The organism is Vicinamibacterales bacterium (genome assembly GCA_036496585.1).
In the GTDB taxonomy this organism is placed as follows: domain Bacteria; phylum Acidobacteriota; class Vicinamibacteria; order Vicinamibacterales; family 2-12-FULL-66-21; genus JAICSD01.
On the sequence record DASXLB010000022.1, the window covers coordinates 168,014 to 187,661 of the forward strand.

Sequence of the window (19,648 nt, forward strand, 5' to 3'; positions counted from 1 at the left end):
CTGCGGACACCCACGCAAAGGGACGGCCCGTCCCCGGCTGAGGGCCACTGTCGACTGCCAACTGGACACTGCTAACTGACCATGCGCGTCTTGAACACCCAGCAAATGCGCGAGGCCGATCGCCAGACGATCGACGAGATCGGCATTCCTTCCCTCGTGCTCATGGAGAACGCCGGCCGACAGGCCGTTGCCGCGATGGAGGCGGCGTTCGACGACCTGTCGTCGAGCCGGGTCGGCGTCCTGTGCGGACGGGGGAACAACGGCGGCGACGGCTTCGTCGTGGCCCGCACGCTGGCGCAGCGCGGCATCGAGGCCGTCGTCTACATCCTCGGCAGCGTCTCGGACGTGCGCGGCGACGCTCGGACGAACCTGGAGATTCTCGGCAGGGTCGGCGTCACGGTCGTCGAGGTGACCAACGCGCAGGAGTGGGAGCTGCACTTCAGCGAGGTGTCCGAGTGCGACCTGATCGTCGACGCGATCGTCGGCACCGGGTTCCACGGGCCGCTGACCGGTCTGCTCGAGACCGTGGTCGCCGACGTGAACGGGTTGGGTGTGCCGGTAGTGGCGATCGACCTGCCGACCGGCGTCTCGGCCGACTCGCACGAGGTCGACGGGGAAGCCATCGAGGCGTCGATGACGGTGACGCTGGCTGCGCCGAAGCTGCCGCTGATCCTGCCGCCGGCTGATGCGCACGGCGGCGATCTGGTGATCGCCGACATCGGCATTCCCGCCTCGGTCATCGACGAGCTCGACGGGCCCCGGCTGGAGCTGCTGACACGGGAACGGATGCGCGAGCTGGTGCCGGCGCGGGCGGCCGACTCCCACAAAGGGGACTTCGGCCGTGTGCTGGTCATCGCCGGATCGCGAGGCCGCACCGGCGCCGCGAATCTCGCGGCGACCGGCGCACTTCGCTCCGGCGCCGGGCTGGTCACGATCGCCACAGCCAGATCCTGCCTGCCGATTGTCGCCGCCATGGCGCCCGAGTACATGACGCTCGGGCTCGAGGAGACCGAAGCCGGTACGATCGATTTCAGCGCCGCCGATCGCGTGCTCGACTTCAAGGCCGACGTCATCGCGATCGGCCCCGGGCTCGGGCAGGATCCCTCGACGACAGCCTTCGTCCACGCGGTGTTCGAGCGCTCGGGCGTGCCGCTGGTGCTCGACGCCGACGCGCTCAACGCGTTCGAGGACGATCCCGAGCGACTGACCGGACGCGACGGGGTCGACGTGATCGTCACGCCGCATCCCGGCGAGATGGCGCGACTGCTCCAGAGCAGCATCGAAGACGTGCAGGCGGATCGGCTCGAACACGCGCGCGATTTTGCGAGGCGGCACCGCTGCCATGTCGTGCTGAAGGGGCATCGTACGATCATCGCCGGCCCGGAGGGTCGATCGTTCGTGAACCTGACTGGTAACGCCGGAATGGCTACGGGCGGTACCGGCGATTTGCTGACGGGCATGATCGCCGCCTGGTTCGCGCAGATCCTCGACGCCGAGGCCGCATGCAAGCTGGCCGTATACCTGCACGGCACGGCCGGCGATCTCGCCGAAGCGGACGAGGGCGAGACGGCGCTGCTGCCGTCCGACATCGCGACGCGCCTCGGCGACGCCGTGCTCGAGCTGACCGCCCGCCGCCGGGTCAAGCGTGATAACAACTAGCGAAGGCGAGACGGAGCAGGCCGGCGAGGCGCTGGCACAACGTCTCGGGGCCGGCGCGCTCGTACTGCTCTATGGGGACCTCGGCGCGGGGAAGACCGCGTTCGTCCGCGGACTGGCGCGCGGACTCGGCGCGTCCGCAGACGAGGTGTCGAGCCCGACCTTTACGATCATCCAGGAATACAGAGGCGGACGCGCGACGCTCTATCACGTCGATCTCTACCGTCTCTCGCCTCCGGAGATCGAAGACCTCGGCCTCGACGATCTCATCGAGAGTGGCGGCATCGTGGCGATCGAATGGGCGGATCGCTGGGGCGGCCGGCCCACCGCGGCAGTCGAAGCGCAGCTCGAGCGTGTCGATGACAACCGGCGGCGAATTCGCGTACACGAGTAGTACGTACTGGAAACAGTTGCTCGCTTCCGCGGCGTCTGCCTGGCCGCTGTGCACCCATTCATGGCCTTCGACGACGGCGGCTCGTTTGCAGATGCAGCCTCTGAACGAAGATGTCCTTTGGAGGCATATTGATGAAGCGCTCACATGTATTTGGAACAGCCGCGGCGTTCGCACTCGCGGTGTGCACGGCCGCTGCGCAATCTCCGACGCCGCAGGACGCGAATGGCAACCACAACAGCAGCCGCAACGAGAAGACCGTCACGGTGACCGGCTGCCTCGTTCCGGGCTCCGGTGCGAGCAGCTCGACCGGCGCGACCGGCACGAGTGGAAGTTCGAGCACCAGTTCGGCGTCGCGCGGTTGGATGCTGACCAGCGCGATGGTCGGCGGCTCGTCGACGTCAGGCTCGAGCACGGGCTCCTCGACCACCGGCACGAGCGGCCAGCCGCCGTCGGGAATGTCGGCGAGCAGATCGGCCAGCTCGTTCACGCTCGTCGGCCACGAGAGCGATCTGCAGAAGTACGCTAACGCTCGCGTCGAAATCCGCGGGACAGTAGAAGGCAACTCGAGCCCCAGCTCCAGCACGACGTCGGCCGCCGGCTCGAGCACCTCGGGATCGAGCCCGACCGGCAGCATGACCAGCGGCTCGAACGCGGGCGCGCTGAGCGCCGCGTCGGATCACGAGACCCTGCGCGTCGACTCCGTGAAGAAGATCAGCGACAGCTGCAGCGGACACTAACTGACGATCCAGGCCGGCGCTCTTTCAAAAAGACGAGCGTTGGCAGGATGACGGGCGGCGGCCTACACGGCTGCCGCCCGACGCGCTACGATGGGGGACAAGGCGGTGCAGAGATGAACAGTGCGCAGCTTGGAACCACCATCGTGACGATCATGGCGTTGGCGTTTGGCGCGCAGCAGTCGGCGACGCTGAATGTGCCTGTCGCCTCTGACAAAACCCCGACCGCTCTGACGGGATGTCTGATGCCCGGGGGGAGCGTCAGCATGCCTGGCTCGGGTGGTTCGAAGGGAACGGGGCCAGCCGGTATGAACGCCGACGCAGCGAACACCGGAGCGTTTCTCACGCTTCATCTCGGGAAGAAGCATCCCAAGACCGTCGAGGAGTCCTACACCCTCGAGGGCTTGGAGGCCGCCCAGCTGAAACAGTACGAGCATTCGCGCGTCGAGGTCCAGGGTGTCCTTCTCCCCCCACCGAATCCAGACTCTACGGTGAGTGGCACGACGATGACGACGACGACGGGGAAGAAGCCGCAGTCCAAGTCAGCTCCGCTCTTCCGGGTGACCGCGATCAAGCAGGTGCCAGGGAGCTGCGGCGGTCAGTGACCGCCACGTAATTCCTACCGACGTGAATACCGACATGGAAGGCACTCGCGGCCATTCATCGCCCTGCCTCATCCGGCTCTGTTCTTGCTCGCGCACCACATGATGGGGCGCGCACTCTGGCTGATCCCGATCACGCTCCTTGCGGTGGGGGCGGGGGTCATGCTCCGTGCGCGGGTCCGTCGTCAGTATTCGGCGCCCTCAACGGATCACGTCAGCGGCGACTGGCTTGCCCAGGCCAGGGGGCATGAAGAGCAGGAGTGGTAGGGGAGCGACGCAGTCGCGGTGCATCGCGGCAGTGGCGCTGAGTACCGTTATCTGCCTGTGGTCATGCACGGCCGGCGCGCAGACGCTGTCGGTCGATGGAACGCGGTTCGGCATCGATGGTCGCGCGACGCGGCTTCTCCTCTTCATCTCGTACTTCGACGGCCTCCACGCCTCGAAACTGAACGACGACCTCGACTACCTGTCCGTCACTCTGCGCTTCGACGGCATTCGCGTGCTGCCGAACTGGCAGCGGCGCGATGCCGGGTACTGCCCGATCGAGTCCGACGAGACGACGTTGTTCGATGCGGCCGGCAACGTGCGCGGCGACACGACTCCGGCGTCTGGGCCGCTGAAGCGCCTGCTGGATCTGATCGACGCGGCCCGCGCAAGAACGCTCGTCGTCGACGTCTCCTTCACGCGGGAGACGGTGCCGGGCCTGAACGAGGAGAACTACGTCCGCGCCGCCACCCGGACGGCGAAACTGCTCGCGCCGTATCGCAACGTGCTGATCGATCTTCAAAACGAGATCGACAAGAACGCGCTCAGCGAGGCGCAGACGACACGGCTTCGAGAGGCGATCGCCGCCGTCGACGCCGCTCGAGTGATCGTCGCCTCGCGCGGCGGGCCCGCGCCGGACGTCATCGCCTACAACCAGCGAATCGGCGCGACCGCGATCGCGTATCACGATCCGCGCGTCGCCCAATGGGCGGAGCAGACGGCGGCGGCCGTCGCGCCGCTGGCCGCGTCAGGCCGGCCGGTCTACCTACAGGAGCCGCAGGCGTGGAACTCCGGGATGACGATTTGCCACCGTGTGGAGGGGAAGACTCTCGACGCGGACGGCGATGCGGCGCACTTCCGGGGCGCGGTGACGCACGCGCGTGACGCCGGTGCCGCCGCGTGGACGTTCCACACCCGTCAAGGATTCAGGCTCGATACCGCCGACGGCATTCGGTCGCGTGTCCAGGCGAATTCGTCAGAACGGGCGCTGCTCGAGGGGGCTGCAGGCGCGGCGGCGCTCAGCACGATCGCCAGCGGCAGCGCGACGACGCGCTAGCGCCATTTTCCAGCGGGCGTGTAGGCCCGCGCGGAAAGCCCCTAGCGCTGCGCGGCGGTGCAGGCGAACGGCTCGACGCGGCGAACCGCCGCACCGGTCTCACGCCGCGGCACGAGCATTTTCGGATCGTCGGCCGGGGTCTTTCGGATCAGTACCAGGCCGCAGATGACGTCCGCTCGCGAGCGTTCGACTGCCGAATGCGCGACTGGAAAGCGGATGGCAAACCGCGGCTGCACGGCTGACTCTTGCGGGGGCCTTGACAGGAGAGACAGGAGCGACGCGAGCACGACCGTGGCGGTCATGCGGCCAGTCTACTCCTGCTGACGTCCTCGTGCTTGCAGCGGTCTCCATCAAGGACAAATGGAGGCAGATGGAATGAAGCGCAACTATATCTTCGGCACGATGTTCGCGGTCGCACTTGGTGTTTCGGTCGCGGCGCAGTCGCCGACCGGTCAGACCGGCACACCGCCACAGGGTACGCAGACGCATGGGTCGCAGACACCGGCCACGCCGGCCTCACCAACTACGCCGGCCACGCCGCCCACCACCGGGAGCCAGATTCAGAAGCCCGTTCCAGGGACGCAGGGTACGACTCCCCCCGCCAGTCAGCCGCTCACCGTCACTGGCTGTCTCACGGGCGGTACGGGAATGAACGCGGCCTACACGCTGAACGGCGTGACTGGCGGCGCGGCGAATTCGCCGACGTCCTACACGCTCCTCGGCGGTGATCGCAGCGCGATGGGGCAATACGGCAATTCGCGCGTGGAGGTGATTGGCACGACGGCGCCTCAGCCTGGCTCGGCATCGCAGAGTGTTGGCACGTCCGGACGCGCCCCCGTAACGGGCGCACCGGGCGCGCCGGCCACCGGGGCTACGGGCGCAACCGCCGCGGGTGGCAACGGAACCGCCGCGGCACCGCCCACCGGAACGGGCACGGTCGGGGCAGGAACGGCCGCCACCGGCGCTGCGGGATCGGTTGCGCCAACTGCCTCCGGCGCCGCGCCGACGAACTTCACCGTGACGTCGATTCGACAGGTTCCGGGAACCTGCGGAGGAAACTAGAAGGAATGTGGTGGGGAAGGGAGGTCGGGTGATCGCAACTCTGGCAGATCCCTCGATCCCCCGACCTACTCCACTCTGTAATTCGGCGCTTCCTTCGTGATGATCACGTCGTGGACGTGCCCTTCGCGGAGACCGGCGGGGGAGACGCGGATCATCCGGGCGCTGTGCTGCAGCGTCGCGACGTCTTTCGAACCGGTGTAACCCATGCCGGCGCGGAGTCCCCCGACGAGCTGGTGAACCATCGCGGCGACGGATCCCTTGTGGGCGACGCGCCCTTCGATGCCTTCGGGAACGAGCTTTTCGGCGGCCTCGGGGTTGCGCTCGAGATCGAACTCGTCCTGGAAATAACGATCGCGGCTGCCGCGGCGCATCGCGCCGAGCGAGCCCATGCCGCGGTATTCCTTGAAGCTCCGGCCCTGGAACAGGATCATCTCGCCCGGACTCTCGTCGGTGCCGGCGAACAGACTGCCGATCATGCACGCGCTGGCGCCGACGGCCATCGCCTTCGTGATATCGCCCGAGTAGCGGATGCCGCCGTCGCCGATGATCGGCACCTTGTGGCGGGCGGCGGCGCGCGCGCACTCGGCGATCGCGGTGATCATTGGCACACCGATGCCGGCGACGACGCGCGTTGTGCAGATCGAGCCGGCGCCGATGCCGACCTTGACGGCGTCGACGCCAAGGTCGATCAGCGCTTCGGTGGCTTCCGCGGTGGCCACGTTGCCGGCCACCACGTCGACCGCGGTGAACTGGCGGCGCACCCGCCGCACCATGTCGAGGACCCCCTGCGAGTGGCCGTGCGCGGTGTCGATCACCAGCGCGTCGACGTTCGCGGCGACGAGCGCCTCCGCGCGCTCGAACGCGTCCTTGCCGACGCCGATTGCGGCGCCGCAGCGCAGGCGGCCGAGCGAATCCTTACAGGCGTTCGGATACTTGATTGCTTTCTGGATGTCCTTGACGGTGATCAGCCCCTTGAGCCGGTACTGATCGTCGACGACGAGCAGCTTCTCGACCTTGTGCCGGTGGAGAATGTCACGGGCCGCGTCGAGCGTCGTGCCGACCGACACGGTGAACAGCGGCTCGCGCGTCATGATGTCGGCGATCGGCCGGTCGACATTGGTTTCGAAGCGGAGGTCGCGGTTGGTGAGGATGCCGACGAGCCGTCCCTCCTTGCTGCCGTCCTGGGTGATGGGCACCCCGGAGATCCGGTACTTCTTCATCAGCTCCAGCGCTTCGAAGATCCGGTTGGTCGGCGACAGCGTGATCGGGTTGACGATCATGCCGCTCTCGGAGCGCTTCACGCGGTCGACTTCCTGGGCCTGTTCCTCGACGGTGAGGTTCTTGTGAATGACCCCGATGGCGCCTTGCTGAGCCATCGCGATCGCCAGGCGCGATTCGGTGACGGTATCCATCGCCGCACTGGCGAGCGGCACGTTGAGCCGGATGTTGCGGCTGAACCAGGAGCTGACGTCCACCGCGCTCGGCAGAATCGTCGAATGCTGGGGCACCAGCAGAACGTCGTCGAAGGTGAGGGCGGTCGTGAGACCGACCGAGATCTGATCCGCGTTCAGGACGTCAGTGCGAGTTTCCATATGCCCCCGCCGGACCTGCCGGCCCGGCCTGCAACAAGGGCGGACCAAGCGGTCCGCCCTGGGATGTCACGTGTTCACGCCGTGGCACTTCTTGTACTTCTTGCCGCTGCCGCACGGACAGGGGTCGTTGCGTCCGACCTTCGGTTCGTCGCGCTTGACCTGCTTGACCACGTCGTCGCCGCCTGTGCGCGCGGGCCGCGGCGGCTGAGCGGGGCCGGCGCCGCGCGGCGGCCCCGGGGGCGGCGCGCCGCCACCGATCGCGCCAAACGGCGAGGCGGGCTGTGACGACGGCGAATTGAGGGTGACCTGCGACGGGCTCGGGCGCCGCGGCGCCGGCCGCTGCGGCACCGCGGCCGGAGCCGTGCCGTCGCCGACGACCGGCATCAACCGCCACAGGTACCGGACGATCTCTTCCTCGACGCGATCGCGCATCGCCGTGAAGAGCTCGAAGCTCTCCTTCTTGTACTCGACCAGCGGATCGCGCTGGCCATAGCCGCGCAGGCCGATTCCTTCCTTGAGATGGTCGAGCGAGTAGAGGTGATCCTTCCACTGTGCGTCGACGATCTGCAGCATGATGTCGCGCTCGACGCGGTGGAGGATCGCCGGATCGTCGAGCAGCTTCTCCTTGGCTTCGTACTTCGCTTTGGCCAGATCCCAGACGAGATCGGTCATCTCCTCCGCGGTCTTGCTGCCGAAGTCGAGCTGCTCGCGCTCGTCCGGATCGAAGCCGAACACCTCCGACACGGCGGCGGCCAGCGCGTCGAGGTCCCATTCCTCCGGATCGGCCTTTTCGTCGGCGTAGCTGGCGACGGTGTTGGCCGCCATGTCCTCGGCGAGCGCCGTCAGATAGGCGCGGATGTCGAGCGGCTCCTCGCCCTGTTCGAAACGGACGTGGCCCTCGAGGATCTCGCGGCGCTGCGCGTAGACGTTCTCGCGCTGCTTGTTCATCACGTCGTCGTATTCGAGCAGGTGCTTGCGCACGCTGTAGTTCTGCGCCTCGACCTGCTTCTGCGCGCGCTCGATCGCCTTGGTCACCATGCGGTGCTCGATCGGGACGCCTTCCTCCATGCCGAGCCGCTGCATCAGCCCGGAGATGCGATCCGACCCGAAGATGCGCATCAGGTCGTCTTCGAGCGAGAGATAGAAGCGCGACGATCCCGGATCCCCCTGCCGGCCGGCGCGGCCGCGGAGCTGGTTGTCGATGCGGCGCGCCTCGTGACGCTCGGTGGCGATGATGTGCAGCCCGCCGAGGCTCACCACCTCGTCGTGCTCGACGTCGGTGCTGCGCTTGTAGGCGTTGAACATCTGCTCGTACTGCCCGCGCGGCGCGCGGTAGAAGCTGTCCAGGTGGTAGAAGTAGATGAAGTCGGCGTCGTCGACGAACTTCTCCTGGCCCTTCGGCAGCCTCTCGACGATTTGATCGGCCAGCGCCTGCTGCCGCGCCATGAACTCCGGATTGCCGCCGAGCAGGATGTCGGTGCCGCGGCCGGCCATGTTGGTCGCGATCGTCACGGTGCCCTTGCGGCCGGCCTGCGCGACGATCTCCGCTTCCTGGGCGTGGAACTTGGCGTTGAGGACGACGTGCCGGATGCCGCGCAGCTTCAGCAGCTTCGACAGCCGCTCCGACTTCTCGATCGAGACGGTGCCGACCAGCACCGGCCGTCCGCTCGTCTGTTTGTCGAGGATGTCGGTGACGATCGCGTCGTATTTTTCCTTCTCGGTCCGGTAGACGGTGTCGGGTTCCTCGACGCGCTGCAGCTGGCGGTTGGTCGGGATGACCATCACGTCGAGCTTGTAGATGTCCGCGAATTCCTGCGCCTCGGTGTCGGCGGTGCCGGTCATGCCAGAGAGCTTCTTGTACTTGCGGAAGTAGTTCTGGAAGGTGACGGTGGCGAGCGTCTGGTTCTCGCGCTCGATCTTCACCTCCGGATGCTGGGAGTTGTGCTCCTTGGCCTCGACGGCCTGGTGGAGGCCGTCGCTCCAGCGGCGCCCCGGCATCAGGCGGCCGGTGAACTCGTCGACGATCACGACCGCGCCGTCCTTGACCATGTACTCGACGTCGAGGTGGAAGAGCGTGTGGGCGCGCAGCGCCTGGTTGACGTGGTGCAGCACCCGCATGTTCGCCGGATCGTAGAGGCCGTCGGTGTTCGGCTCGAGGCGATGGGCCATCATCTTCTCGGTCTTGGCCATGCCGCTCTCGGTCAGCGTCACCGTCTTGTGCTTCTCGTCGACGATGTAATCGCCGGTCTTCTCGAGCTCTTCGCGGTCTTCGGCCTTGACGTCGCCGCGGGTCGTCGCGCCCTTGGCCAGCCGCGGAATGATGTGGTCGACCTCGTAATAGAGCTCGGTCGACTCCTCGGCGGGGCCGGAGATGATGAGCGGGGTGCGCGCCTCGTCGATGAGGATCGAGTCGACTTCGTCGACGATCGCGAAGTGATGGCCGCGCTGGACGTAGTGCGCGAGCTCGAACTTCATGTTGTCGCGCAGATAGTCGAAGCCGAACTCGTTGTTGGTGCCGTAGGTGATGTCGCAGGCGTAGGCGACCTGCCGCTCCTGATCGTTGAGGTCGTGCTGGATGACGCCGACCGTCATGCCGAGGAAGCGGTAGATCCGGCCCATCCATTCCGAGTCGCGGCGGGCCAGATAGTCGTTGACCGTGACGACGTGGACACCTTGGCCGGCGAGCGCGTTGAGAAAGGCCGGCAGCGTCGCGACCAGCGTCTTGCCTTCGCCGGTCTTCATCTCGGCGATCTTGCCGCGGTGGAGCACCATGCCGCCGATGAGCTGCACGTCGAAGTGCCGCATGTTGAGCGTGCGGCGGCCCGCCTCGCGAACGACCGCGAAGGCTTCCGGCAGCAGATCGTCGAGCGTCTCTCCCTGTTCCAGGCGCAGCCGGAACTCAGCTGTCTTGCCCCGGATTTGTTCGTCGGTGAGGGTCTTGATCGAGGGTTCGAGCGCGTTGACTTGCGCCACGACCGGCGTCAGCCGCTTGAGCTCGCGCTCGTTGGCTGTGCCAAAGACTTTCGCCAGTGCCTTGTCGATGATCATGGGAGAGCGGGTATCCAGTAATTGTAGCAGCTTGTCGAGCGGCGCGCGGGACCGGCGGGCACGGAGAGTGCGGGTGGGGGAGAGTGCGAGGGGCGGAGCCCTCCGACAATCAGTGCGCGAGCAGGGTCATCGGGTTCGTCAGCTTGCCGTTCATCCACACTTCGTAGTGCAGATGCGAGCCGGTCGAACGCCCGGTGGATCCCACGTACCCGATGACGTCGCCGCGCTTGACGTGCTGATCGGCCATCACCGCGATGCGCGACAGGTGGCCGTATTTGGTCATGATGCCGAAGCCATGATCGAGCGCGACCATGTTGCCGTAGGCGCCATTGGCGCCGGCCGAGGCGACGGTCGCGTCGGCGGTGGCGAGCACCGGCTGGCCGTAGTCGGCGGAGATGTCGAGGCCAGGGTGGAAGTCCTTGTCGTTGGTGAACGGATCGATGCGGTTGCCGTAGCTGGAGGTCAGCCAGCCGGCGACCGGCCAGATGGACGGCGTGGCCGCGGCCAGGGCGTTGCGGCGGTCGACGCTGTCGCGCACCGAGTCGAGCCGGTTCCCGATCGCGCCCAGCAGGTCGCTGAGGACGCCGAGGACCGTATCGGGGGACGAGAGGCCGCTTCGCAGCATTGGCGCGATGCCGCTGCCGACCGCGCCGCCCATCGCGCGTGATCTCACGTTTGACGGAAGTCTGTCGATCGCCCTGCCGGCGGTGGGATCGACGGTCGCCCGCTCGCCGAGCTCGTCGACGGCGGCCTGCAGCGCCGACACCTGGCCGGCCAGCTGGCCGGTGGCCGCGCGGTAACTCGCATTCTCGACCTGCAGCGCCGCGTTGTTGGCGTGCAGGCCGTTGATCATCGCCGACGCGCTCCAGCGCGCGCCCATGCCGACGAGCACCGGCAGCGCAAACACCCCGGCGACCATGGCCAGTGTCGGCCACAACGAGATGGTCAACCGGCGGACGGTGCCGGTCTGGCGATCAGCGATGACAACGGTATAGCGTCGCGCGTTCATATAACTCGGCCGGGCTTTGGGTGGAACCACGGAACTATAGCACAGCCGTGTAGTTGCGGCGACCACGGCCGCAGGCTTGCACTCCGAACGTCCAGACCCTGCGAAGGTCGGTTGAATGAGTAAACAGTGCACCAGATGCGGAAAGGAGACGGCAAATGAAGGCAACTGTCGTCCTCGCCGCGCTCCTCGTCGGCGTAACCGTGGCGTGGTTCGGCGAACCGGCAGTCACGGCAGCCGGTTTGACGATGAGCCGCGGCTATGCGGGACGTCCGCTCGAGCCAGCCTGGATGGTGCTGTCGGGCGTAGCGCTCATCGCGCTCGGTGGTGTGGTGCGGCGCTTGACGCCGTGAGTCAACCTGCTTCGTGCTGAAGCCGTTCTCTCGAGGACGGCCGGAGGTGCCATGAAACGTCTGCAAGTGGCCCTGGCCCTGGGCTGCGCTGCGCTGGTGTATCCCGCTGCAGCGCGGGCCGAACCCATCTCGACCGTCTTCAGCACCACCAGCGGGGCGACGGTGGTGCTGCCCAGCGTGTCGGGCGGGTCGACCCTCGACCTCGGACAGCTGGTGCTGCCCGGCGGCTCGAGCGCGATCGTCTTCGTGGACGGTCTGGACTCGCGCGCCAACGTGCCGGTCACCTTCTCGGTCGTCGATCCGGCGGGGAATCCCTTCACCACGATCACGGCGGAAATCCTCGATCCGCTCTCGGACGGGTTCGATGAGATGGACCCGCATCCGCAGCCGGTCTACGTACCGGCCGGCTACAGCACGTCGAACAATACCGACGGGTTGAGCTTCGCCTGGAACAGCGGCCTGGCACGCAGCGCCGTCTTCGCCGACGGTGGCAGCGCGACGCTGCAGGTCGATGAAGACAGCAATGCGCGCGACCTGTTGTCGTTCCACGGGTTCAGCGGCGGCACGCAGGCCGACATGACGTTCGGGCTGCGCGACAACGCCGGCAACCGCGGCTTCCTGATTCGCTTCAGCGTCGATGGCGGCGATCCCGGCGGGTCATCGACGCCGGAACCGGCATCGCTGCTGCTGCTCGGCACGGCCGTCACCGGCCTGTTGTGGTTCGGACGTCAGCTGGTGTAACCACCTGCATGACCACGGCGACGCAGCGGCCCGCCATCGCGGCGGCACTCCTCACGACCGTTACGCTCGCCGTCTATCTTCCTACGCTGTCGTCGCTCGTCCGGCAGTGGGCGAGCGACGAGAACTACTCGCATGGCTTCCTGGTCGTACCCTGTGCCCTCTACTTCGCGTGGCAGGATCGCGCGCGGATGGCGGCGCGAGGCGGGGCGCCGCGCCGCGTCGGCTTCGTGGTGGTCGCGGCCGCATTGATGCTCTTCCTCGCCGGCCAGTTCGGCGCCGAGCTGTTCCTGTCGCGCGTGTCGCTGCTGGTGCTCATCGCCGGCCTCGTCGTGAGCCTTGCCGGAATGGGTCCGCTCCGTTCGCTGGCGTTTCCATTGACCCTCGCGCTGCTGGCGATCCCGCTGCCCGCGGTCGTCTTCAATCGCATCGCCTTTCCCCTGCAGCTCGTGGCATCGCAGACCGCCGAAACGGTGCTATCGGGCGTCGGCATTCCCGTGCTGCGCGAAGGCAACGTCCTGGTGCTGCCGGCGATGACGCTGGAGGTGGCGCAGGCGTGCAGCGGCATCCGTTCGCTGGTCTCGCTGGTGAGCGTTGCGCTGCTGCTCGGCAGGCTCGCCGGGTCGCGCCCGTGGCCGCGCGCCCTGCTTGCCGCAATGGCTATCCCGATCGCCATCGTCGCCAACGCCGCGCGAGTGGCCGGCACCGCCATGGCGGCGGAGTGGATCGGACCGGCGGCGGCACAGGGTTTCTTTCATGAATTTGCCGGCTGGGTGGTGTTCGTGACGGCCTTCGCGCTGCTGCTCGGCGTCCATCGTCTGTTGCGGCGGCCACCGGCGTACGACGGCCGGCCGATGCCGGCGCCGGTGGTGTCGTGATCGGGCGCGCGCTCGTGTTGTCGGCCATGATCGTCGCGGCGGGCGCGCTCGCCTGTCGGGGGAACAGCACGGACACCGCGACGCCGCGCCATCCGCTCGACGCGTTTCCCCGCGCGATCGAAGGATGGACCGCGGCCGGCGACGTGCCGCTCGATCAGGAGACGCGGGACATCCTTCGCGCCGACGACTATCTCGATCGCAATTTCCGCGGCCCGGACGGGCGCGTGGTCAACCTGTACGTCGCCTACTACGCCAGCCAGCGACAGGGAGAGGCGATTCACTCGCCGCAGAACTGCCTGCCGGGATCCGGCTGGCAGCCCGTCGAGTCGGGCGTCGAGGCGCTTCCGGTCGCGAGCCGCGCGATCCCGGTGAACCGCTATGTGATCGAACGCTCCGGTCTGCGCCAGCTCGCCTACTACTGGTATCAGGGGCGCGGCCGTGTGGTCGCGAACGAATTCGCGAACAAGTTCTGGCTGATCGCCGACGCGGCGCGGTTCGGCCGAAGCGACGGCGCGCTGGTGCGGGTGATGACCACCATGACACCAGGCGCCGGCGGCGCCGCCGACGCCGCGGGCACCGAATTCAGCCGCCGCGCGTTTCCGGTTCTCTCGAGGTATCTGCCATGACCTGCCGAACCCGCTCGCTGTCGCTGGTCGCGGCCGCGGCGTTGGCGCTCACCGCCTGCAATACCGATCCGCACGCCCGCGCGGCCGCTGCCATGCAGAAGGGGGATGCGTACCGGGCGCAGCAGAAATACCCCGAGGCCGCGATCGAATATCGGCGGGCCATCCAGTCGGAGCCGGCCCGCGCCGACGCGCACGCGCGGCTCGCAGAGGTTTACCTGGCGGCGGGCGAGCCGCTCAAGGCGTATCCGGAGTTCGTTCGCGCCACCGATCTCGACAGCAACAACCTCGACGCCGAGGTGAAGGCCGGCAACATCCTGCTGATGATGGGCCGCTTCGAGGACGCCAGCCATCGCGCTGATCTGGTGCTGTCGCGTGATCCGCGCAACGTCGCAGCCTACATTCTTCGCGGCACGGCGCTCGCCGGTCTCAACGAACCGGGCCGGGCCGTGCGGGAGATGGAGCAGGCACTGGCCATCGATCCGGAGAACGCGGCCGCGTATACCGCGCTCGGCCGTGCGCAATGGGCTTCGGGACGCCGCGACGCGGCGGCCCAGTCGCTCGATCGGGCCGTGGCGCTCGCGCCCTCCTCGGTCGACGCGCGGCTCTCGCGCGCCAACTTCCTGTGGGCGGCCGGCGACAAGGCCGCGGCGGAGCGCGACCTGCTCGGCGCGCTTGCGCTCGGCGGCAACACCGATCTGGCGCATCGCGCGCTCGCACTCTTCTACCTGGAATCGGGCCGCGCGGCGGAGGCAGAGCCGCACTTCCGCGCGCTCGCGGGCACACCAGACGGTGCGCTGGCGCTCGTCGATTACTACACGGGCGTCGGGCGGCTCGACGCGGCGCTGCAGACAGCCCAGACAGTGCACGCGCCGCCGCGGGCCGAGCGCGGTGCGCGGATCCGGATCGCCGCCATCCGGCAGCGCCAAGGCAAGAAGGCCGAGGCGCTGGCCATCGCCGATGGGCTCCTGAAAGATGACGCGCACGACGTGGAGGCGCGGTTGTTGCGGGCGCGGCTGTTGCTCGCGTCGGGCCAGGGTGACGCCGCCGCGCAGGAAGCGGGCCGCGCGGCGGCCGACGACCCATCCTCGGCGTCGGCGGCGTACACGGTCGGTCTGGCGGCGCTGCAGCGGCACGATGCGCCCGGCGCCGAAGCGGCGTTCGAAAAGACGCTTTCGCTCAATCCACGCGCCTCCGCCGCTCAGATGCAACTCGCGCGGCTGCGCCTGGCCCGCGGCGATGCCGACGGCGCCGTGCGAGCGGCCGAGAGCGCCGCCGCAGCCAGGCGCGGCGACCCCGACGCGACGGTCCTCTTCGCCCGGGCGTTACGCGCCAGCGGCGACGTCGAGCGCGCCCGCCGGGAACTCTCGGCGTTGCCGTCGCGCGCGCCGCAGGTGGAAGTGGAGCGCGCGATGACGGAAGTGGCGGCCGGCCATCTCGCCGACGCAAGAGCGATCGTGCTGCGCGCACTCAACAGCAGTCCGCGCGACGAATCGGTGCGGGCCGCCGTCCTGGCTGTCGATCTCGCCGGGGGCGACCTCGCCGGCGCGCGCCGCCGCGTCGCCGCCTGGCTGGCGGCGGGTGACGACGCCTCGACCGAGGTGCTCGCCGCCCGAGTCGATCTGGCGGCGCATGACGACGCGTCGGCCGAACGACGTCTTCTGCAGACGGTGCAGACCGCTCCGGATCGCGCCGACGTCTACGAGCTGCTTGCCCAGATTGCGACGCGCCAGGGCAACATCGGCGCCGCCGTCAGCCGCTACCGCGATGCCGCCGCGCGTGTGCCCGACCCCACCGGCCCCGCCACCCTCGCCGGCATCCTGCTCGAGGCGGGGCACGACACCGCCGGCGCGCGCGCACAGTACGAGGCCGTTCTGGCGCGCGACCCGCACGCCGGGATCGCCGCCAACAATCTGGCGTGGCTCCTGGCCGACGCCGGCGATCTCGATCGCGCGGCGCGATTGGCGCAGGTCGCGGTCGACTCGCTGCACGGACGCCCCGAAGCGCACGACACGCTCGGCTATGTCTACCTGAAGATGGGACGGGCGTCGGATGCGGCGGCGGCGTTCGCCTGGGCGCTCTCGCTCGCCCCGGGGAACACGACCTATAAGGCGCATGCCGCGCAGGCCCACGCCGCGCTGGGCCGCTGATCGGATTCCGCAGATCGTCCGCTCGTCCGGTGTCTCGAAATCTGCGTACGATCCGGCCATCTGATGATCGGGGCTCGAGTTTCCCAGGAAAATCGACGCAGACGGCCTGAACCCGCGTTTGCACCCGTGTCGGCATGCTTGCGCGCGTCCGGTCGGCGGCGGTGATCGGCATCGAGGCCTTTCCCGTCACCATCGAAGTGGACGTCTCGTATGGTCTGCCCGGCTTCACGGTCGTCGGCCTGCCCGACGCGATCGTGCGTGAGAGCCGCGATCGCATCCGCAGTGCGATCCGCAACTCGGGGTACGAATTCCCGAAGCACCGCATCACCGTGAACCTCGCGCCCGCCGACATGCGCAAGGCGGGCGCATCCTACGACCTGCCGATCGCGCTCGCCGTTCTGGCAACGTGCGGGCCGGTGCAGCGGCGGGACGTCGTGGAGGTGCTGATCGTCGGGGAGCTGTCACTCGACGGGGCGATCCAGACGGCGCGCGGCGTCCTGCCGATTGCGATCGCTGCGCGGCGCCAGCGCATTCCGGGGCTGCTGCTGCCGGCCGCCAACGGCCCCGAAGCCGCGGTCGTCGAAGGGCTCGAGCTGTTTCCGGTGGGCTCGCTGGTGGAGGCAGTCGCGGCGCTCAACGTGCCGATCCCGGTGACGCTGGCGGCCCAGCCGCCGGGAGCCGCGCCGGAGAACATCCACGGCGACTTCGCCGACGTGCGGGGCCAGGCGCTCGCCAAGCGCGCGCTCGAGATCGCCGCCGCCGGCGGTCACAACGTGTTGCTCTCGGGCCCGCCGGGATCCGGCAAGACGATGATGGCGAAGCGGGCGGCCGGCATCCTGCCGTCGCTCACGTTCGACGAGTCGCTCGAAGTGACGGCGATTCACTCGGTAGCGGGACTGCTCGAGGGGGCCGCGGGTCTCGTGCGGGCGCGGCCGTTCCGCGCGCCGCATCACACGATCTCGGACGTGGCGCTGGTCGGCGGAGGCCCGAACCCGCGGCCGGGCGAGATCAGCCTCGCCCACAACGGCGTGTTGTTCCTCGACGAGATGCCGGAGTTCAGCCGGCACGTACTCGAGGTGCTGCGCCAGCCGCTCGAGGACGGGATGGTGCGCATCTCGCGCGCGCAGCGGACGGCAACCTTTCCGGCGCGCTTCGTGCTCATCGGCGCGATGAACCCGTGTCCGTGCGGGTTTCTCGGCGATCCGCGCCGGCCCTGCCGCTGCACGCCAGGGCAGATCGATCGCTACGCCGCCAGGCTCTCGGGGCCGTTGCGCGATCGGATCGACCTCACCGTGACGGTGGCGGCGCTGCCGACGGGCGATTTGATGGGAGAAACGGCCGAAGAAGCCACGGCGGCGATCCGTGCGCGCGTCGAGCGGGCGCGTCGTCTCCAGGCGGTTCGCGGGGAGGAGACCCGCGCAACCGTCAACGCGCGGCTCGCCGGACGCGCGCTGCGCCGCGTCTGCGCGCTCGACGCGCGCACGATGGAGCTGCTGCATGGAGCGGTCGAGCGACTCGGGTTGAGCGCGCGCGCGTTCGATCGGATCCTGCGGGTGGCGAGGACGATCGCGGATCTATGGGAATCGGACAGGGTGCAGTTCGACCACGTCGCCGAGGCGCTGCAGTTCAGAAGTTAGTGGAGAGTCGGCAGTGGGGAAGCAGGGAGCGCGGAATCGGGATGAATCGCCGCGATCCTCGCCAGGCTCATCCAGCGCGCTCGTTGTCAGGACTCGCTGAGTCCCGGCGACTGCGCACGGCCTTAGTGGTGGCTCGCCTTCGGCGTCACGATCTTCAACTTCGTCCCAGGCGCGATCCGGTTGCTCGACAGGCGATTCCAGCTCTTGATCTTCGCCACGGTCGTATCGAACAGCTGGGCAATCGTGGAGAGCGTGTCGCCCTGTTTCACCTTGTAAGTGACCGCGACACTCCTGGCCGGTTGGCTGGCTGTGAGGGTGGGCGCGGGATCGGCGAGACTGCGAGACGCCACGGTTGACGGCGCGGCCCGTTCGCTGCGTGCGGAGAGGGTCGTCGCGGGCGCGCGCGGAATGATCAGCTCCTGTCCGGCGCGCAGATGCGTCTTCACCGACAGGTTGTTGGCTTCGGCGACCTCGGCTCGCGACACACCGAACCGGCGTCCCACGGTCAGCAGCGTCTCGCCGTTCTTGACCGTGTACCACTTGAACGCGCTGAAATCGGCCGGCGCTGCCTCGGCGAGCCGCGCCGCAAGCCGGTCGGCGGTGCCGACCGGCACCTTCACTTCGTAGTTCGGAGACTTCGCCGGGGTCGTCCACCGACGCAACTCGGGGTTGAGCTGCTGAATGTCGTCAACGCTCGTCCCCGTCCATTCGGCGACGCGCCGCAGGTCGATGGCCTGCGGGACGGCGACTTTCTCGTAGCCGTTGGGTTCGGCGGCGGCGATCTCGAAGCCGTACTGCGCGGGGTTCCTGCCGATGATCATCGCCGCCAGGATGAGCGGGACGTACTCACGCGTTTCCTTCGGCAGCCACTTCGGCGTCGAGGAAAGTCTCCAGAAGTCGTCCACTCCCGAACGCTTCATCGCCCGCGACACCCGGCCGGGACCGCCGTTGTACGCGGCCAGCACCATGTTCCAGTCGCCGTCGAACATCGTGCTCAGCGTCTTCAGGTAGTGAGCCGCCGCGAGGGTGGCCTTCTCGGGATCGGATCGCTCGTCGACGAACCAGTCGATTTTCAGGTCGTGTTCCTGCGCGGTGCCCTTCATGAACTGCCAGGGCCCCTTGGCGTTGGCTTTCGACAGCGCGTTGGTCTTGAACGAGCTCTCGATGATCGGGATATAGGCGAGATCGAGCGGGAGTCCCTCTGCGCGGAAAACGTTCTGGATCATCGGCAGGTACTTCGCGCCGCGTTCGAGGCTCTCCTGAATGTAGTCGCGCAGCCGCCCCTGGAAGACTTCCACGTACGACAGGACCTTCGGGTTGTCGGGAATCGGGATGTCGTGGGCGTTCTGCAGGAAATCGGCCTTCACCGCCGCCTCGGTCGCCGGGCCCGGAACCGCGACCGGGAAGGTGGTCGCGTTCTTCAGCAGCTCGTCAATGGGGGCGGCCTCGACTCTCTGCTCGACGAAGCCGTCACCCTGGGCGAGCGCGGTCACTTCGTAGGCGTTGATCCGGTCGATCAACCGATCGAAGTGTTCGCGCAGCCGCGCATCGGTGCGGGCGCCGTAGGGGGCCGCGAGCAGCACGTCAACGGCGCGATCGAAGTCCTGGCGCGCCTTCTCGAGATGCCCGGCCTTCAGTTCGTGTTCGCCGGCCTGGAAATGGTCGTCGGACGTGGCAATCAGCAGTTCGACCGGATCGATGAGCGGCTTGGGAGTGGGCAGCGGCGCAGGTGCGGCCGGCACCGCCGCTGCGGCCGGAGGGGTCGACGGGACCTGCGGGCGTGAATTGGCCCCGCACGCGCCTACCAGCAGACAGAGCCCGACTCCGAACGTCGTTCGCATCATGCGTTGAGCA

17 protein-coding genes are annotated in these 19,648 nt (G+C 68.2%); 11 read left to right on the forward strand and 6 right to left on the reverse strand.

The features are described from left to right. Positions 1-81: 81 nt before the first annotated feature. Positions 82-1,659 (forward strand): NAD(P)H-hydrate dehydratase, encoded by a 1,578-nt coding sequence (locus tag VGI12_07575; protein HEY2432519.1) that lies wholly within the window; start codon positions 82-84, stop codon positions 1,657-1,659. Continuing rightward, positions 1,646-2,050, forward strand: coding sequence for a tRNA (adenosine(37)-N6)-threonylcarbamoyltransferase complex ATPase subunit type 1 TsaE (gene tsaE, locus VGI12_07580; GenBank protein HEY2432520.1), 405 nt, complete (start codon positions 1,646-1,648; stop codon positions 2,048-2,050). The genes VGI12_07575 and tsaE overlap by 14 nt, the downstream gene beginning before the upstream one ends. A gap of 58 nt (positions 2,051-2,108) precedes the next feature. On the opposite strand, the gene VGI12_07585 is transcribed toward tsaE, so the two are convergent. Next, complete coding sequence (locus VGI12_07585; GenBank protein ID HEY2432521.1) at positions 2,109-2,684, reverse strand: hypothetical protein; 576 nt, start codon at positions 2,682-2,684, stop codon at positions 2,109-2,111. Between the two features lie 216 nt (positions 2,685-2,900). Here VGI12_07585 and VGI12_07590 point away from each other — a divergent pair, with 216 nt between their 5' ends. Both VGI12_07590 and VGI12_07595 read left to right on the forward strand, forming a co-directional pair. Next, positions 2,901-3,389, forward strand: coding sequence for a hypothetical protein (locus VGI12_07590; GenBank protein HEY2432522.1), 489 nt, complete (start codon positions 2,901-2,903; stop codon positions 3,387-3,389). A 295-nt stretch (positions 3,390-3,684) separates the two neighbouring features. Continuing rightward, a complete protein-coding gene (locus VGI12_07595; GenBank protein ID HEY2432523.1) occupies positions 3,685-4,707 on the forward strand; it encodes a hypothetical protein in 1,023 nt (340 codons plus the stop codon). Positions 4,708-4,748: 41 nt separating this feature from the next. On the opposite strand, the gene VGI12_07600 is transcribed toward VGI12_07595, so the two are convergent. After that, positions 4,749-5,009, reverse strand: coding sequence for a hypothetical protein (locus VGI12_07600; protein HEY2432524.1), 261 nt, complete (start codon positions 5,007-5,009; stop codon positions 4,749-4,751). Between the two features lie 73 nt (positions 5,010-5,082). Here VGI12_07600 and VGI12_07605 point away from each other — a divergent pair, with 73 nt between their 5' ends. Continuing rightward, positions 5,083-5,769, forward strand: a complete 687-nt coding sequence (locus VGI12_07605; GenBank protein HEY2432525.1) for a hypothetical protein — start codon at positions 5,083-5,085, stop codon at positions 5,767-5,769. 65 nt (positions 5,770-5,834) lie between these two features. Here VGI12_07605 and guaB read toward each other — a convergent pair whose 3' ends face one another. The 3 genes from guaB to VGI12_07620 all read right to left on the reverse strand — a co-directional run bounded on the left by guaB (position 5,835) and on the right by VGI12_07620 (position 11,418). Next, complete coding sequence (guaB, locus tag VGI12_07610; GenBank protein HEY2432526.1) at positions 5,835-7,361, reverse strand: IMP dehydrogenase; 1,527 nt, start codon at positions 7,359-7,361, stop codon at positions 5,835-5,837. A gap of 66 nt (positions 7,362-7,427) precedes the next feature. Beyond that, the gene (gene secA, locus VGI12_07615) at positions 7,428-10,409 is read right to left on the reverse strand and encodes a preprotein translocase subunit SecA (GenBank protein HEY2432527.1); all 2,982 of its coding nucleotides are present in this window, start codon (positions 10,407-10,409) and stop codon (positions 7,428-7,430) included. 109 nt (positions 10,410-10,518) lie between these two features. Continuing rightward, a complete protein-coding gene (locus VGI12_07620; GenBank protein HEY2432528.1) occupies positions 10,519-11,418 on the reverse strand; it encodes a M23 family metallopeptidase in 900 nt (299 codons plus the stop codon). 155 nt (positions 11,419-11,573) lie between these two features. Here VGI12_07620 and VGI12_07625 point away from each other — a divergent pair, with 155 nt between their 5' ends. From VGI12_07625 to VGI12_07650, 6 genes are all read left to right on the forward strand, one after another. Next, the gene (locus VGI12_07625; protein HEY2432529.1) at positions 11,574-11,768 is read left to right on the forward strand and encodes a hypothetical protein; all 195 of its coding nucleotides are present in this window, start codon (positions 11,574-11,576) and stop codon (positions 11,766-11,768) included. A 51-nt stretch (positions 11,769-11,819) separates the two neighbouring features. Beyond that, positions 11,820-12,509: a PEP-CTERM sorting domain-containing protein gene (locus VGI12_07630; protein HEY2432530.1), complete on the forward strand. Its 690-nt coding sequence runs from the start codon at positions 11,820-11,822 to the stop codon at positions 12,507-12,509. Positions 12,510-12,517: 8 nt separating this feature from the next. After that, positions 12,518-13,384 carry an exosortase/archaeosortase family protein gene (locus tag VGI12_07635; protein ID HEY2432531.1) on the forward strand — a complete coding sequence of 289 codons (867 nt, stop codon included), beginning with the start codon at positions 12,518-12,520 and terminating at the stop codon, positions 13,382-13,384. After that, positions 13,381-14,010 (forward strand): EpsI family protein, encoded by a 630-nt coding sequence (locus VGI12_07640; protein HEY2432532.1) that lies wholly within the window; start codon positions 13,381-13,383, stop codon positions 14,008-14,010. The genes VGI12_07635 and VGI12_07640 overlap by 4 nt, the downstream gene beginning before the upstream one ends. After that, a complete protein-coding gene (locus VGI12_07645; GenBank protein HEY2432533.1) occupies positions 14,007-16,157 on the forward strand; it encodes a tetratricopeptide repeat protein in 2,151 nt (716 codons plus the stop codon). Before VGI12_07640 ends, VGI12_07645 begins: the two co-directional genes overlap by 4 nt. Before the next feature lie 134 nt (positions 16,158-16,291). Beyond that, complete coding sequence (locus tag VGI12_07650) at positions 16,292-17,794, forward strand: YifB family Mg chelatase-like AAA ATPase (protein HEY2432534.1); 1,503 nt, start codon at positions 16,292-16,294, stop codon at positions 17,792-17,794. Positions 17,795-17,916: 122 nt separating this feature from the next. On the opposite strand, the gene VGI12_07655 is transcribed toward VGI12_07650, so the two are convergent. Continuing rightward, positions 17,917-19,635: a LysM peptidoglycan-binding domain-containing protein gene (locus tag VGI12_07655; GenBank protein ID HEY2432535.1), complete on the reverse strand. Its 1,719-nt coding sequence runs from the start codon at positions 19,633-19,635 to the stop codon at positions 17,917-17,919. Positions 19,636-19,648: the final 13 nt, after the last annotated feature.

What these genes read in the sequence shown, in the direction of transcription:
- VGI12_07575 (HEY2432519.1), top strand. Translation starts at nt 82, where the DNA reads ATGCGCGTCTTGAACACCCAGCAAATGCGCGAGGCCGATCGCCAGACG.
- VGI12_07585 (HEY2432521.1), bottom strand. Translation starts at nt 2,684, where the DNA reads ATGCTGCCGGTCGGGCTCGATCCCGAGGTGCTCGAGCCGGCGGCCGAC.
- VGI12_07590 (HEY2432522.1), top strand. Translation starts at nt 2,901, where the DNA reads ATGAACAGTGCGCAGCTTGGAACCACCATCGTGACGATCATGGCGTTG.
- VGI12_07600 (HEY2432524.1), bottom strand. Translation starts at nt 5,009, where the DNA reads ATGACCGCCACGGTCGTGCTCGCGTCGCTCCTGTCTCTCCTGTCAAGG.
- VGI12_07605 (HEY2432525.1), top strand. Translation starts at nt 5,083, where the DNA reads ATGAAGCGCAACTATATCTTCGGCACGATGTTCGCGGTCGCACTTGGT.
- guaB (HEY2432526.1), bottom strand. Translation starts at nt 7,361, where the DNA reads ATGGAAACTCGCACTGACGTCCTGAACGCGGATCAGATCTCGGTCGGT.
- secA (HEY2432527.1), bottom strand. Translation starts at nt 10,409, where the DNA reads ATGATCATCGACAAGGCACTGGCGAAAGTCTTTGGCACAGCCAACGAG.
- VGI12_07620 (HEY2432528.1), bottom strand. Translation starts at nt 11,418, where the DNA reads ATGAACGCGCGACGCTATACCGTTGTCATCGCTGATCGCCAGACCGGC.
- VGI12_07625 (HEY2432529.1), top strand. Translation starts at nt 11,574, where the DNA reads ATGAAGGCAACTGTCGTCCTCGCCGCGCTCCTCGTCGGCGTAACCGTG.
- VGI12_07630 (HEY2432530.1), top strand. Translation starts at nt 11,820, where the DNA reads ATGAAACGTCTGCAAGTGGCCCTGGCCCTGGGCTGCGCTGCGCTGGTG.
- VGI12_07635 (HEY2432531.1), top strand. Translation starts at nt 12,518, where the DNA reads ATGACCACGGCGACGCAGCGGCCCGCCATCGCGGCGGCACTCCTCACG.
- VGI12_07645 (HEY2432533.1), top strand. Translation starts at nt 14,007, where the DNA reads ATGACCTGCCGAACCCGCTCGCTGTCGCTGGTCGCGGCCGCGGCGTTG.
- VGI12_07650 (HEY2432534.1), top strand. Translation starts at nt 16,292, where the DNA reads ATGCTTGCGCGCGTCCGGTCGGCGGCGGTGATCGGCATCGAGGCCTTT.
- VGI12_07655 (HEY2432535.1), bottom strand. Translation starts at nt 19,635, where the DNA reads ATGCGAACGACGTTCGGAGTCGGGCTCTGTCTGCTGGTAGGCGCGTGC.